The 14804-nt window shown below is 71.3% G+C and carries 14 protein-coding genes; 10 read left to right on the forward strand and 4 right to left on the reverse strand.

Features of this window, described 5'->3' with window-relative positions; translation table 11 throughout:
- The first annotated feature begins 1 nt into the window (after position 1).
- From dxs to AB0J86_RS35650, 7 genes are all read left to right on the forward strand, one after another.
- Entirely contained in the window at positions 2 to 1891 is a 1890-nt protein-coding gene (gene dxs / locus AB0J86_RS35620; RefSeq protein WP_363862161.1) for a 1-deoxy-D-xylulose-5-phosphate synthase, read from the forward strand.
- Positions 1892 to 1907: 16 nt separating this feature from the next.
- The gene (locus AB0J86_RS35625; RefSeq protein ID WP_363862198.1) at positions 1908 to 2873 is read left to right on the forward strand and encodes a 4-hydroxy-3-methylbut-2-enyl diphosphate reductase; all 966 of its coding nucleotides are present in this window, start codon (positions 1908 to 1910) and stop codon (positions 2871 to 2873) included.
- Positions 2874 to 2896: 23 nt separating this feature from the next.
- Positions 2897 to 4048, forward strand: coding sequence for a flavodoxin-dependent (E)-4-hydroxy-3-methylbut-2-enyl-diphosphate synthase (gene ispG, locus AB0J86_RS35630; RefSeq protein ID WP_363862201.1), 1152 nt, complete (start codon positions 2897 to 2899; stop codon positions 4046 to 4048).
- A 255-nt stretch (positions 4049 to 4303) separates the two neighbouring features.
- Positions 4304 to 5392: an AMP-binding protein gene (locus AB0J86_RS35635; protein ID WP_363862163.1), complete on the forward strand. Its 1089-nt coding sequence runs from the start codon at positions 4304 to 4306 to the stop codon at positions 5390 to 5392.
- A gap of 1 nt (position 5393) precedes the next feature.
- Positions 5394 to 6797 carry a phenylacetate--CoA ligase family protein gene (locus tag AB0J86_RS35640; RefSeq protein ID WP_363862165.1) on the forward strand — a complete coding sequence of 468 codons (1404 nt, stop codon included), beginning with the start codon at positions 5394 to 5396 and terminating at the stop codon, positions 6795 to 6797.
- A gap of 30 nt (positions 6798 to 6827) precedes the next feature.
- Positions 6828 to 7844, forward strand: a complete 1017-nt coding sequence (locus tag AB0J86_RS35645) for a TauD/TfdA family dioxygenase (RefSeq protein WP_363862168.1) — start codon at positions 6828 to 6830, stop codon at positions 7842 to 7844.
- Between the two features lie 13 nt (positions 7845 to 7857).
- Complete coding sequence (locus tag AB0J86_RS35650; protein WP_363862171.1) at positions 7858 to 8241, forward strand: nuclear transport factor 2 family protein; 384 nt, start codon at positions 7858 to 7860, stop codon at positions 8239 to 8241.
- Between the two features lie 135 nt (positions 8242 to 8376).
- Here the strand turns inward: AB0J86_RS35650 and AB0J86_RS35655 are convergent, their stop codons facing one another.
- Positions 8377 to 9036, reverse strand: coding sequence for a response regulator transcription factor (locus AB0J86_RS35655; RefSeq protein WP_363862174.1), 660 nt, complete (start codon positions 9034 to 9036; stop codon positions 8377 to 8379).
- A gap of 403 nt (positions 9037 to 9439) precedes the next feature.
- Between AB0J86_RS35655 and AB0J86_RS35660 the strand changes: the two genes are divergently transcribed.
- Positions 9440 to 10414: a ScbA/BarX family gamma-butyrolactone biosynthesis protein gene (locus AB0J86_RS35660; protein ID WP_363862177.1), complete on the forward strand. Its 975-nt coding sequence runs from the start codon at positions 9440 to 9442 to the stop codon at positions 10412 to 10414.
- A 67-nt stretch (positions 10415 to 10481) separates the two neighbouring features.
- Here AB0J86_RS35660 and AB0J86_RS35665 read toward each other — a convergent pair whose 3' ends face one another.
- Positions 10482 to 11129, reverse strand: coding sequence for a ScbR family autoregulator-binding transcription factor (locus AB0J86_RS35665; RefSeq protein ID WP_363862180.1), 648 nt, complete (start codon positions 11127 to 11129; stop codon positions 10482 to 10484).
- Positions 11130 to 11231: 102 nt separating this feature from the next.
- Between AB0J86_RS35665 and AB0J86_RS35670 the strand changes: the two genes are divergently transcribed.
- Entirely contained in the window at positions 11232 to 12197 is a 966-nt protein-coding gene (locus AB0J86_RS35670; RefSeq protein WP_363862183.1) for an NAD(P)-dependent oxidoreductase, read from the forward strand.
- Here AB0J86_RS35670 and AB0J86_RS35675 read toward each other — a convergent pair.
- Positions 12194 to 13246: an alpha/beta hydrolase gene (locus AB0J86_RS35675; RefSeq protein WP_363862186.1), complete on the reverse strand. Its 1053-nt coding sequence runs from the start codon at positions 13244 to 13246 to the stop codon at positions 12194 to 12196. The two genes, AB0J86_RS35670 and AB0J86_RS35675, sit on opposite strands and share 4 nt — an antisense overlap.
- A 210-nt stretch (positions 13247 to 13456) precedes the next feature.
- Positions 13457 to 13879, reverse strand: a complete 423-nt coding sequence (locus AB0J86_RS35680; protein WP_363862189.1) for an FHA domain-containing protein — start codon at positions 13877 to 13879, stop codon at positions 13457 to 13459.
- Positions 13880 to 14198: 319 nt separating this feature from the next.
- On the opposite strand from AB0J86_RS35680, the gene AB0J86_RS35685 reads away from it, so the two are divergent.
- The coding region (locus AB0J86_RS35685) for an aldehyde dehydrogenase family protein (RefSeq protein ID WP_363862192.1) at positions 14199 to 14804 on the forward strand (606 nt) is incomplete at its 3' end.

Raw genomic sequence — 14804 nt, forward strand, 5'->3', positions numbered from 1 at the left:
CTTGTTGACCGACGTCCGCGACCCGCACGCGCTCAAGGGGCTCACCGCCGAGCAGCTCGTCGAGCTGAGTGGTGAGATCCGGGAGTTCCTCGTCGAGTCCGTCGCCCGGACCGGCGGCCACCTGGGGCCCAACCTCGGCGTGGTCGAGCTGACCCTGGCCCTGCACCGCGTCTTCGACTCGCCCCGGGACTGCATCCTGTGGGACACCGGCCACCAGGCGTACGTGCACAAGCTGCTCACCGGGCGGCAGGACTTCTCCCGGCTGCGCAAGATGGGCGGCCTCTCCGGCTACCCGAGCCGGGCGGAGTCGCCGCACGACTTCATCGAGAACTCGCACGCCTCGACCGCGCTCTCCTTCGCCGACGGCCTGGCCCGGGCCTTCGGCGTGCGGGGGGTACGGGACCGCCGGGTGGTCGCCGTCGTCGGCGACGGCGCGCTGACGGGCGGCATGGCCTGGGAGGCGCTGAACAACATCGCCTCGGCCGACCGACCGGTGATCATTGTCATCAACGACAACGGGCGGTCGTACTCCCGGACCATCGGCGGCCTCGCCAAGCACCTCTCCCTGCTGCGGACCAGCCGCGGGTACGAGGACTTCCTGCGCTGGGGCAGGAACCTGCTGGAGGAGATGCCGGTCATCGGCGGGCCCGTCTTCGATCTGCTGCACAGCGCCAAGAAGGGACTGAAGGACCTGGTCACCCCGCAGGGGATGTTCGAGGACCTGGGCCTGAAGTACGTCGGCCCGATCGACGGGCACGACGTGGCGGCGACCGAACTCGCCCTGCGGGCCGCGCGCGACTTCGGCGGCCCGGTGATCGTGCACTGCGTCACCCGCAAGGGGCGCGGCTACCAGCCGGCCGAGGAGGACGAGCGGGACTGCTTCCACGGCATCGGCGTGATCGACCCGGTCACCGGCCGGGTGGCGCCGACCGCCTCGCCGGCCCCCTCCTGGACCTCGGTCTTCAGCGAGGAGATCACGAAGATCGGCGCGGCGCGTACCGACGTCGTGGCGATCACCGCCGCGATGCTGCACCCGGTCGGGCTGCACAGGTTCGCCGAGGCGTACCCGGACCGGGTCTTCGACGTGGGCATCGCCGAGCAGCACGCGATCACCTCCGCGGCGGGGCTGGCCGCCGGCGGGCTGCACCCGGTGGTCGCCGTCTACGCCACGTTCCTCAACCGCGCCTTCGACCAGGTGCTGATGGACGTGGCGCTGCACCGGGCCGGCGTGACCATCGTGCTGGACCGGGCCGGGATCACCGGGGACGACGGTCCCAGCCACAACGGGATGTGGGACATGTCCGTCCTGCAGGTCGTACCCGGGCTCCGGATCGCCGCGCCGCGCGACGGGGCGCAGCTGCGGGCGCAGCTGGCGGAGGCCGTGGCGGTCGCGGACGCGCCCACCGTGGTCCGCTTCCCGAAGGGGCCGGTGCCGACCGACATACCCGCCGTCGACCGGCTCGACGGCGTCGACGTGCTGGCGCACAGCGGCACCAGCGCCGAACGGGCCGATCTCCTGCTCGTCTCGGTGGGCGCGATGGCCCAGACCTGCCTGGAGGTCGCCCGGCTGCTGGGCGAACGCGGGATCAGCACCACCGTGGTCGATCCGCGCTGGGTCAAGCCGGTGAACGGACGGCTGCTGGAGCTGGCCCGGGGACACGCGCTCGTGGCGACCGTGGAGGACAACCTGCGCGTCGGGGGCGTCGGCGCCGCCATCACCCAGGCGTTGCAGGACAACGACGTGCCCGTCCCGTGCCGCAACTTCGGCATCCCCGCCGGCTTCCTGCCGGTGGGCAGCCGGGCCCAGCTGCTGTCCCAGGCGGGGCTCACCGCCCCGGCGTTGAGCGACGAGATGCGACGCCTCCTCGTCCATCCGCAGACCATCCCCTGAGAGGAGGGAGGAAATGATGGAGCGTCCGCAGAAGCGTGTGCTGCTGGCCGGCCCGCGGGGCTACTGCGCGGGTGTGGACCGGGCCGTACAGACCGTCGAGAAGGCGCTGGAGCTCTACGGGCCGCCGGTCTACGTCCGCAAGGAGATCGTGCACAACCGGCACGTGGTGCGCGGCCTCGAACGGCGGGGCGCGGTCTTCGTCGAGGAGACCGACGAGGTCCCGCCCGGGTCCACCGTCGTCTTCTCGGCCCACGGCGTCGCCCCGGACGTGCACGTCGCCGCGCGGGCGCGCAGCCTGCGGGTGATCGACGCGACCTGCCCGCTGGTCACGAAGGTGCACAACGAGGCACGCCGGTTCGCCGCCGACGGGTACGACATCCTCCTGATCGGCCACCAGGGACACGAGGAGGTGGCCGGCACGGCCGGCGAGGCGCCCGCGCACATCCAGGTCGTGGACGGACCGGAGGACGTGGACGCGGTCACGGTACGGGACCCGGCCCGGGTCGCCTGGCTCTCCCAGACCACCCTCTCGGTCGACGAGACCATGTCGACCGTCGAACGGCTCCGGAGCCGGTTCCCCGACCTCGTCTCGCCACCGAGCGACGACATCTGCTACGCCACCCAGAACCGCCAGCAGGCGGTCAAGGTGATCGCGCCCTCGTGCGACGTCGTCATCGTCGTCGGCTCGGAGAACTCCTCCAACTCGCGCCGGCTCTGCGAGGTGGCCCTGGAGGCCGGCGCCGGCGGCGCCCACCTGGTGGATTTCGCGCACGAGATGGCCGAGGAGTGGGTGCGGGACGCGAGCACGGTCGGGGTGACCGCCGGGGCCTCGGTACCCAACGACCTCGTCGAGGACCTGCTCGGCTGGTTGCGCGAACGCGGCTTCACCGAGGTCGAGGAGGTGACGACGGCGGTGGAGAGCACCGTCTTCGCCCTGCCCCAGGAGCTGCGCACCGAGCTGCGCCGGGCGTCGGGAGAGTGAGCGCCGTGCGTACGGAGCTGGGCATGCCGGCCGTTCCGCCGCCTCCGCTCGCGCCCCGGCGGACGAGTCGCCAGATCATGGTGGGTTCGGTGCCGGTGGGTGGGGGTGCGCCGGTGTCGGTGCAGTCGATGACCACGACGTTGACCGCTGATGTGAATGCCACGTTGCAGCAGATCGCGGAGTTGACGGCGGCGGGTTGTCAGATCGTGCGGGTGGCGGTGCCGTCGCAGGACGACGTGGAGGCGTTGCCGGCGATCGCGCGCAAGTCGCAGATCCCGGTGATCGCCGATATCCACTTCCAGCCGAGGTATGTGTTCGCGGCGATCGACGCCGGTTGCGCGGCGGTGCGGGTGAACCCGGGCAATATCCGGCAGTTCGACGACAAGGTCAAGGAGATCGCTCGGGCGGCTTCGCAGGCGGGGGTGCCGATCCGGATCGGGGTGAACGCCGGCTCGCTGGACAAGCGGTTGTTGGCCAAGTACGGCAGGGCCACGGCGGAGGCGTTGGTCGAGTCGGCGTTGTGGGAGTGCTCGTTGTTCGAGGAGCACGGGTTCCGGGATATCAAGATTTCGGTGAAGCACAACGATCCGGTGGTGATGATCCGCGCGTATCGGCAGCTCGCCGAGCGGTGTGACTATCCGTTGCATCTGGGGGTGACCGAGGCGGGTCCGGCGTTCCAGGGCACGGTGAAGTCGGCGGTGGCGTTCGGTGCGTTGTTGGCCGAGGGGATCGGGGACACGATCCGGGTGTCGTTGTCGGCGCCGCCGGTGGAGGAGATCAAGGTCGGTACCGCGATTCTGGAGTCGTTGGGGTTGCGGGAGCGGGGCCTGGAGATCGTGTCGTGTCCGTCGTGTGGGCGGGCGCAGGTGGACGTGTACAAGCTGGCCGAGGAGGTCACGGCGGGTTTGGAGGGGTTGCCGGTGCCGTTGCGGGTCGCGGTGATGGGCTGCGTGGTCAACGGGCCGGGTGAGGCGCGGGAGGCGGATCTCGGGGTGGCCTCGGGTAACGGCAAGGGGCAGATCTTCGTCAAGGGGCAGGTCGTCAAGACCGTCCCCGAGGGTCAGATCGTGGAGACGCTGATCGAGGAGGCCCTGCGGCTGGCCGAACAGATGGGCGCCGAACTCCCCGAGGAACTGCGCGGCCTAGCCGCCACCCCGACGGTCACCGTCCATTAGCCGCTCGCCCCGGAGCGCGGATGCCACGGCCCGGCGCCCGACCGGGTGCGACACGGACGACGGTGCCGGACCACCGACGGGTTCGGGGGCGGCGTGCCCGCGAACGGACGGTCCCGGACCACCGACGGGTTCGGGGGCGGCGTGCCCGCGACGGGATCAAGCCTGACCGCCCAGAGCGGGCATGCCGCCCCCGAACCGGAACCACCGACCACAGCCACCGACCACCCGCACGACGAGACGAAGGAGAGGGACGAGATGACGTCACCGCTGGACCTGCCCTGGGACACCCCGCCCGCCGCCGAGGAGCTGATCGAGGCGGCGATGGAGTGGCACTTCAACCCCCGTACCGGCTCGCCCTTCTGGCTGGAGCAGGCGAAGAAGCTCGACTTCGACCCGCGCCGCGACGTCCGCACCGAGGCGGACCTGCGCCGCCTGCCGAACATCGTCGACCTGCTGCGGGACGTGAACGTCCGGGACCTGATACCGCGCGGCTACGGCGACGACCACGGGCAACCGGTGATCGCCGAGAGCGGCGGTACGAGCGGCGCGCCGAAGCGGGTCATGTGGATGCCCGAGACGCTGGAACGCGCGACGGCCTGGCACGCGGCGGGTCTGGCCAAGCACGGCCCGATCCGGCGAGGCGACTGGCTCTGCATGGGGCCGACCGATCCGCACATGGCCGGCTACCTGATCCGTGCCACCGCCGCGCACTTCGGCGCGATGTGCTTCCTGCTGGACCTTGACCCCCGCTGGGTCAAGCGGTGCATCGAACGGGGCGCGCTCGAAGAGGTGGCGCTCTACACCGAGCACGTCGTCGACCAGGCGGAATGGATCCTGCGCAGCCAGGACATCTCGGTGCTCTACAGCACCCCGCCGCTGCTGGAGGCGCTGGCCCGCCGCGACGGGCTGGTCGAACTGATCAACGAACGGGTCGACATCATCGGCTGGGGCGGCACCAAGATGGACACCGCGGATCGCAACCGCTTCCGCAAGGAGCTGTTCCCGCAGGTGAAGATGGTCGGCGGGTACGCGAGCACGATGATGGTCGGCGGGATCGTCGAGCGGCCCGGCACCGTCCCGGACGAGCCCGCGGTCTTCGATCCGCCGTCGCCGGTCACCATGTTCTCGGTGATCGATCCCGAGACGGGCGAGAACGTCCCGTACGGCGAGCGCGGGCAGATACTGCAGCACCACATCAGCCGCGGCCTGCTCCTGCCGAACAACCTGGAACGCGACTCGGCGATCCGGCTGCCGCACCCGGACGGGCGGGCCGGCGACTCGGTCTCGGAGGTCGAGCCCGTGGTCGAGTTCTCCGGCAAGCGCGTCGTCGAAGGCATCTACTGAGATGGCCGAGAGCCTCTACCGGGTACTGCGCGACATGCGCCGGGCGCGGAAGGGCGGGCCGGAGGCCGTCCGGACCCGCCGGGTGGCGCGGCTGCGCGAGATCGTGGCGCACGCCCGCGCCCGCTCGCCCTACTACCGCGAGCTGTACCGTGACCTGCCGCCGGAGGTGGACGACGTCCGCCTGCTGCCGGTGACCCGCAAGCCGGAACTCATGGCGCACTTCGACGAGTGGGTCACGGACGAGCAGGCCACGCTGGCCCGTGCCCGCGCGTTCGTCGACGATCCGGGGCTGGCCGGTCAGCTCTTCCTCGGCCGGTACCGGCTGGGTACGAGTTCCGGAAGCACCGGGGTACGCGGCATCTTCCTCTTCGACGACAGCAGCAACACGGTGACCAGCGCGATGGCGCTGCGCGCCTTCGGGCGGTGGCTCGGCTGGACCGATGTGGCCAAGGTCGTCGCCGGTGGCGGGCGGGTGGCGGCCGTCCTGGCCACCGGGGGGCACTTCGGCTCGTCGACGGTGTTGCCGCGGACGGCCGGCGGCCGGCGGCTGGGTAAGGACCGGATTCGGGTCTTCTCGGTCTTCTCCCCCATGCCCGAGCTGGTGGCGCAGCTCAACGACTTCCGTCCGAACATCCTGATCGGGTACGCGGGACAGATCGCGCTGCTCGCCGGCGAGCAGGAGGCCGGCCGGCTGCGCCTCGCACCGACCCTGGTGATGCTCGGTGCGGAGGGCCTGTCGGACAGCGGCTACGCCAGGGTCAGCTCGATCTTCAACGCCAAGATCGGTAACGGCTACGGCGCGTGCGAGTTCATGTCCGTGGCGGCCAGCTGCGCCCACGGGTGGCTGCACGTCAACCACGACTGGGTCATCGCGGAGCCGGTGGACCGCGACTACCGGCCGGTACCGCCCGGGGAGACCTCGCACACCGTGCTCATCACCAACCTCGCCAACCGGGTGCAGCCGGTGCTCCGGTACGACCTGGGCGACTCCCTGCTGATGAGCCCTGGTCCGTGCCCGTGCGGCGACCCGTTCCCGGCGATCCGGGCCCAGGGGCGGGCCAGCGACGCGCTGACCTTCCACGACGAACGGGGCCGCGCCGTCGCCGTGGCGCCGGTCGCGCTCGCGGGCGTGGTCGACCGGGCGCCGGGGCTGGAGTTGGCGCAGGTCGTGCAGACCTCCCCGACCAGCCTGCAGGTCCGGGTCCGGGCCGCGCACAACGCCGATCCCGAGCAGGTGTGGCGCAACATCCACGCCGAGATCGTCCAGTTCCTCGCCAACCACCACCTCGACGGCATCGACCTGACGCGCAGCGAGGAACCACCGCAGCAGTCCGCCGGCGGGAAGTACAAGTTGATCATTCCGTACGCGCCGGACCCGATCGACGCGCGTGCCGTCGAGAACTAGCGAGCAGAGAGCGAGAGGGCAGTGGGTCAGATGTCACTTCGAGGTCGTCGCGGCACCGCCCGGGTCGCGGACGGCCGCTACGAGCTGCGTACCGAGGAGGTCGATCAGGTCGGCCACGTGGTGACCCGGCTGCGTGGGCGGGTCTCCACCGTCGACGCGCCCGAGGCCGTGGACGAGTCCCGCCTCCTGAACGGGCTCCTGCCCGAGGGTCTGCTGCGGGCGCTGGAGGACTTCCGGCGGTTCGGCAACGACCAGGGCACGCTGACCGTACGCGGGCTACCGGTACCGTCGGACCTGCCCGACACCCCCTGCGTACCGAACTCGGTGGCGCGGGAGTGCACCCCGTCGGCGGCCCTGCTCCTGTTGCTGATGTCCCGGCTCGGTGATCCCATCGCGTACCGGGAGGAGAAGCACGGCGCCCTGATCCAGGACATCTGCCCGGTCCCGGGCGAGGAGGACCAGCAGCAGAACACGGGTTCCGTCTACTTCGAACTGCACACGGAGAACGCGTTCCACGCGAACCGCCCGGACTTCCTCGGTCTGCTCTGCCTGCGTCCCGACCACGACCGGCAGGCGGCGTCCATCACCAGCTCCATCACCGAGGCGCTGCTGCACCTGGCGCCGGAGCACGTCGAGGTCCTGCGCCGGCCCCGGTTCCGGACCAGGCTGGCGCCGTCGTTCTGCCGCGGCCAGGAGAGCCGGCCGTACGTCGAAGCGGCGCCGGTGCTCGCCGGGACCCCGGAGCTGCCCCTGCTCTCGGTGGACTTCGACGACACGCTGCCCCTCGACGCGGACGCCCGGGAGGCGCTCGACGCGCTACACCTCGCGCTGCGCAAGGTGCAACGCGAGTCGGTGCTCTACGCCGGCGACCTCGTCATCATCGACAACTCGACGACCGTGCACGGCCGCAGTCTCTTCGTGCCCCGCTACGACGGGCGAGACCGTTGGCTGCAGCGCCTGTTCGTGGTGAACACGCTGCGTACCGTCCTTCCCGCGCTGGAACAGGACGGCACCTACCGCTGCCGGCCCCTCGCGGTCCCGGCCTGACGACGGGGGCCGGATGGAGCAGGAGCACCCGAACCTCGCGCTCGTCGACCGCTTCTTCGCGTCCTACCTGCGGCGCGACCTGGCGGCGCTGCGCGCGCTGACCACGACCGACGTCCGGTGGCACTTTCCCGGGCCGCCGCCGCTCGGGGGCGAGAAGCGGGGCATCGAGGAGATCGTGGCCTTCCTCGACGAGATCTCCACCTTCGCCTTCCAGGAGCGGTGCGGGTTCCGTGGCGTGAACGACGATCATCTCGTCGAGTACAAGCGGACGACCCGCGCGGACGACGGACGCGCCCTGGACTGGTGCGTCGTCTGGACGTTCCGGGCCGGCCGGATCAGCGCCGGCGCCCACTTCGTGGTGGACGCCGAGCCGGTGGGTTCCTTCTTCCGCCGCTGATCGCCTCCCCCGGCCCGGCGACGGGCCGCCGAGGGGCTCCCACCGCCCGGCTCCGGCGACGGGCCGCCAGAGGGCCTCCTCCGGCGACAGGAGGGGACCCGCCGGCCGGGGAGCGCCCCGTCGTCTTCCGGCGCGTCAGGCCGCCGGGGTGTAGTACCTCGACCGGTAGGCCAGGGCGATCGCCTCACCGCGGCTGCGCAGGCCGAGCTTGCGCAGGATGCGGGAGACGTAGGCCCGTACCGTCGCCGTGGTGACGGACATGATGGCGGCGATCTCCTCGGTCGACTCGCCCCCGGCGAGCCGCAGCAGCGTCTCGCGTTCCCGGGGCAGCAGTATGCGGGCGATGTCCGCGGCTGTGAGCCCGTCGTACTCCTCGGACTCGAAGCGGTCCGCCAGATAGCCGATCAACTGCTTCGTCAGCGGCGGCGAGACGAACGCGCCGCCGGACTCCGCGGCGACCAGCGCCTGGGGCAGGTCGTTGACGAGCCGGTCCTTCAGCAGGTAGCCACTCGCGCCACGGCTCATCCCGCGCCAGACCATGGCCCCGGTGCCGGTCACCGCGATCAGGACGATGGCGGAGGCGGTGTCGGCGATGAAGGCGGGGATGTCGTTGCGGTCGTCGGACAACAGCGTGTTCGACAGTACGACGACGTCCGGCTGCTCCTGCCTCGCCATGTCGAGGGCGCGCCCCAGGTCGTCCACCTCGCCGACCAGTTCGTGGTCGACCTGGCGGTCGAGGATCTTCCTTACCAACTTGCGTCCCACCGGATCGGCGTCGGCGACAAGCACCTGCATCAGACGATTCCCCCGTTTCTAGAGCCGTCATGAATTTCGAGGACGCACGCCCCGACACAGCGGCGCACCGCCTCCTTGAACCGCGAGATCTGCCATGCGAAGCCCAAAAAGATCACGCCCGCCGAGGAGGGCACGACAGGAAGCGCTTGGTCAATAAAAAAACCGACCGGCCCGTTTCGTCAACTCCGGCCAGAATGATCGCAACAGCTTGCAGGATTACTCATATCCGGAAGTTGGCCTCAAAAAGGACTAAGGACGAAAGCGTACAGAACCGGCATAAGGTCGGAAAATTTTTCCTCACCAGCAGATCGACAACAGTTGTGACATAGATCACAATCTACATTAGGCTTTGATGGGTATCTTTTTTAGGACCGGCCTCCGCCCTCGATGAGGAGGATTGGCGATGAGCAATCGGGGAGCTCGCACGCCGGTTCCTTCGATCGTGGGACCTCACACCGACACGGCCCCAATAGTCGATCTCGGGGCGACGAGCAGACTGTCCTACGACTCCACCGTTCCCCGACGTCTCGTTCACCGCGCGGCGGTGGCCGGTGCACTCCTCACGGATTGGCGCCAGGTCACCGAGGACATATTCGTCTGCGCCGTCCAGTGGCCACCGGGGCAGAGCCTCTACGGCGCGCGTGACGGTCGCTTCGACTCGATGTTGATCGCCGAGACGATCCGGCAGGCGGGCATCCTGGTGGCGCACGTCGGCTACGGGGTGCCGGAGAGCCACCGGTTCGTGATGCGGTGGCTGCGTTGGCGGTGCGCCGTCGACCGGCTGGACTTCGCCGGCGGCCCGTTCGAGAGCGTCGCCACGGTCGCCGTGAGCGAGGTGCAGCGGAGGTCGGCGACCGTGGGCGGGTTCCGGATCGACGTCGACCTGTGGCGCGAGGGACAGTGGTTCGCCCAGGGCTCCGGTTCGGTCCGCTGCCTCAGCCCGGCGGTCTACCGGCGCGTCCGCTGGGCGGACTGCCCGCGTCCACCCGACCCGCCCCCGGTGGTACCGCCCGCCCCGCCCGAGCTGGTCGGCCGGGAACTGGCCCGCGACGTCGTGATCGGGCCGTACGAGGACCTCGGGGCGTGCGCGCTGCGGGTCGTGCTCGACCATCCGGTGCTCTTCGACCATCCGGTGGACCACATACCCGGGATGCTGCTGTTCGAGGCGATGCGGCAGGCCGCGATCGCGGCGACCGGCGGCCGGCTCAGTTCGGTGGCCACGGCGCAGGCACAGTTCACCTCCTTCCTGGAGCTGGACCATCCGTGCCGGGTACTGGTCGAGCCGCCGGCGCCCGCCCGCCCACCGCACCGGACCGAGGTCAGGTTCGTACAGTCCGGACGCGAGGCGGCCCGGGGTGTCGTGGAGCTCGTCAGCTGAGCGGGGGAGGATGCTCCTGCCGCGCCGGCCACCGCGGGCCGGGCCACCGCGACCGGCGGCCCGGGCGTCACGCCTCGCGCAGTTCCTTCGAGGCCGACGTCAGGAAGCCCAGGTAGTAGGAGAGCTTCCGGCTCAACACCAGTCCGGGCAGAATGATCCGCCACATGTCGGCCACCCGTTCGACCACGTCCCGCCGGTCGTCGAGCACCTGGGCGACCAGGTGGATGCCCGTGAAAGAACTGACGATGAATTGCGCCACCCGGTCCAGTTCCACGTTGGTGCGTACGTCGAGCTCGCTGGTGGCCTGTTCGAGCAGTTGGACGCTGAGCGATATCCAGTCGAGGTACGGGTCCGGCATCGGTACCTCGAACGTGCCGTTCTCCAGCGTCAACCGGATGCCACCGCGAATCACGGGATGGCTTCTCAGCTGGGTCGCCAGGCCGTACGACATTCTGATCAATGCTTCCAGGGCGGGAATCCGCAACTCCGCGAAGGACTGCGCCTGCGACATCCAGAGGCTGTGCTGCTCCTGCACCACCGCCTTCGCCAGGTCCTCCTTGGAGGAGAAGTGGAAATAGAGCGCCCCTTTGGTGACGCCGGCATGGGCGACGATGTCGCTCAGGCTGGTCGCCCGGTAGCCGTACCGGTCGAACATTTCGGCAGCCGCCTTGATAATCGTGCTTCGTGTTTGCTCCGCTCGCACCTGCCTCGCCATACATCGATAGTATGAAACCGGGTGACCGGTATTTTGCTCCGGCCCTCATTCGGCCGGGCGTGTCGGCAGGTCAAGCGGCTCCGGCCCGAGGAATGGCAAACTATGACCCTAAATGTCCTTTTGGTTGGCGCCTCCGGTTTCGTGGGGCGGGCAATTCTCGCCACGCTCCTGGTACGCCGGGACGTACGCGTCTGGACGCTGACCCGCCGGCCGCTGCCCGTACCGGCCGTCCCGGCGCACCGGCAGCGGCTCGCCGAGCTGACCCGGCCGGAGTCCCTGGCCGGCTGCTGCGCGGGCGTGGACGCCGTGCTGCACGCCGCGTCGTACGTCGGCTCCGACGCCGAACTTGCCGAGCGGGTGAACCACCTGGGCACCCGATGGCTGACGCGGGAGGTGGTGGCGGCGGGCGTCACCCGGTTCGTCTACGTCAGCGTCGCCGCGGTGTACGGCTCGGGGCCGCACCGGGGGCCGGCCGAGGGCGAGATCGAGGCGCGGCCCACCTCGGCCCGCAGCGCCAGCCGGCTGCGGGCCGAGGCATACGTACTCGGCGCCGGCGGGCAGGTACTCCGGCCGCACCTGGTCTACGGGCCGGAGGACCGTTGGTTCGTGCCGGCCACAGCGGCGATGCTGGCCGCCGCGCCGGGCTGGATCGACGGCGGCGCGGCCCGTACCTCGGTGATCAATGTCCGCGACCTCGCCCGGTTGGCGGTCGCGCTCGGCACCGCGGCCACACCCCCGGCGCAGCGGGTGCACCACGCGAACCATCCCGAACCGGTGACGATCCGGGAGATCGGTCTGGCGCTCGCCCGCGAGTTCGGGATCGCGGTACCGGACGGCAGTGTCGACCTGGCCGAGGCACGACGGTGGGCGCGCCGGGCGGGCATCCCGGACCGGCAGTTGACGCTCTTCGCGGCCGACCACTGGTACGACTCCACCCGGGTCTGGCGGGTCACCGGGCAGACGCCGGGCCCGCGCCTCCCGAACGACCTGGCGGGCAGCGCCGAGTGGTACCGCCCGCTCCTGGCCGGGCGGGACGCGGCCCACGCCGAGCGGCGACCACACGGCTAGCCCATCAGGTCCAGCAGGACGGCGGCGAACTCGGCCGGGCGCTCGACGTGCGGGCTGTGCCCGCAGCCGGCGTACACGATCTCCCGGTACGCGCCGCCCGCGGCGGCGTACCGCTCCAGCACCGCGCGGGTCTGCCCGACCATCGGTTGTGGCGGGCAGTCCTGCGCGCCCGGCCAGCCCGGCACGGCGCCGATCGAGCCGAGGTACGCCAGGTCCATCAGGGAGGTGTCCGAGACGATCACGTCGGAGTCCCCGCGTACCCAGGTGATCGGCGGCTTGGGCGCGACGGCGACCAGGTCGTCGGCGATCCGCAGGTGCGCCGGGGCCAGCGCGTTGAGCACGCCCCGGGTGCCGGGCGCCATCCCCGGCCAGTTCTCACTGGCCGTGCCGGTACCGGGATAGTTGTCGTCGCCCGTGACGGTGGAGAGCATGCTGTCGAGCAGCAGCTCCTCGTCGTCGCCGAGGACCGCCGGGTCCGCCACGTAGGTCGCCCGCATCACGTTGCGCGGGCTGGTCGGCCGCTCGGTGCCCCGGTCGCCGGCCGCGAGCAGCTTGACGAACTCCTGGTTCGCCGTGCCCGCGCCGGTACCGGCGAAGTCGGGGGTGGTCGGGGTGCCGTCCAGGTCCCGGGTTCCGCCGTAGCCGTACGGGGAGACCGGCGCCTCCAGCAGCAGCGCGCCCACCCGCTCGGGATGGTCGACGAGCAGCTGCATCGCCACTCCCCCGCCGAGCGAGTGCCCGACCACGACGGGCCGGGTACCGGCCGCGCCGAAGAGCGCCGGCTCGTCGAGCAGGGCGGCCACGTCGTCCGAGAAGTCCCGCAGCCCGCGGGTGGCGTCGACCGGTGCGGGGTCGGTGGCGCCGTAGCCGCGCAGGTCCGGCGCGACCACGCGCAGCGTCGGCGGCAGCTGGCGCAGCAGCGGGGTCCAGTAGGACGCCGACGAGCAGTTGCCGTGGATCAGCAGGACCGGGTCGCCACCGACCGGCCCGGCCACGAGCACCCGTTGGGTTATGCCACGCGCGGAGACGCTGACCAGCTCGGTTTCCATCCGCCCGAGGATGCCAGACCCGCCCCGGTGCCGGCATATGGCCGCCAGACCGGTACGGACGCCGACATGTGGCGGACGGACACACCCCGCCCGCCTCCCCGGTCCGGCCCCGCCCGCGTCCGTGCGGCGCAGCATGCGTCCGTGCGGCGCAGCATGCGTCCATGCGGCCCCACCCGCGTCCGTGCGGCGCCGGACCGGGGAGGCGGTCGGTCAGGCCGGTCGCCCGCCGCGGCTCGCCCCGGCCCCGTCCCGCCCGTGCCGGTACTGGGCCGGCGGCACGTAGCGCGGCGTGCCGACCGGGTCGGTGGCGGCCGAGCCCGGGTCGAAGAATCGCAGCTCCACGCTGCCGATCCGGAGCCGGTCCCCGTCGCGCAGCTCCGCCGCGCCGGCGAGCCGGCGGTCGTTGAGCCAGGTCCCGTTCGTGGAGCCCGCGTCGACCAGGACGGCGCGCCCCCCGTCCAGCTCCACGGTCGCGTGCCGCCGGCTGACCCGCCGGTCCTCGATGAGGATGTCCGCGTCCTCGCCGCGACCGATCGTCCGCCGGCCCGGCCGGATCCGGAAGCTGGCGCCGCGCATCGGGCCGTCGACCACGGTCAGCAGCGGTAACAGGCAGTGCTCGTCCGCACCGGACATGCCGTCGCGCCCTTCCTTTTCCTCTTCCGCGGTACGCCGCCGGGCTCCCGGCGGACCGAGCGCGTCCGGGGCTCCGCCCCGGGGGTACGGCCGCCGCGCCGTGCGCTGGCACGTCGGGCTTCGCCGCCCTGCTCGCGGCCTCAGCCTGTCATCCGGGCGGGGTCCGTGCCAGGCACCGCCGGACGGAGTTGCGCGCCCACCGGACCTGCCATTTCACCAATCCGTCGGACTGTCGGTAGTCGACTAACTCCACTGAGTATCGGTACCATCGTGCGCCACCGACCTTACCGGCGGGTAATTTCGGGTCTAGACTCCCGACATGACGGCGACGCACACCCCCGGCGTACCGGTCGTCGAGGCCGGCGAACTGATCTCGACCAATCCGGTGACCGGCGCGGAGGCCGGGCGATTCCCGGTGGCGACCAGGGCGGACGTGGAGCGCGCGGTCGAGCGGGGCGCCGAGGCCGGGCGCTGGTGGGAGGGGCTGGGCTTCGCCGAACGGCGCCGGCGCCTGCTGCGCTGGCGGGCGGTGCTGGCGCGGCGGATCGAGGAACTCGCCGACCTGTGCCACCGGGAGGGCGGCAAACCCGTCGCCGACGCCGTCGTGGAGATCGCCTCCGCGATCGACCACGTCGACTGGGCGGCCCGCAACGCCAAGCGCGTCCTCGGCCCGCGCCGCGTGCGGTCCCGCCTGGTGGTGGCCGAGTTCGCCGCCCACCTCGAATACCAGCCGTACGGGGTGGTCGGCGTGATCGGCCCCTGGAACTACCCGGTCCTGACCCCGCTCGGCTCGATCGCGTACGCGCTCTCCGCCGGGAACGCCGTGGTCTTCAAGCCGAGCGAGTACACCCCCGCCGTCGGTCAATGGCTCGTCGACACCTTCACCGAACTCGTCGACAACCAACCCGTCCTCCAAGCCGTACAC

The sequence above is a fragment of the Micromonospora sp. NPDC049559 genome (assembly GCF_040676675.1).
Classification (GTDB): Bacteria; Actinomycetota; Actinomycetes; order Mycobacteriales; family Micromonosporaceae; genus JBFAPK01.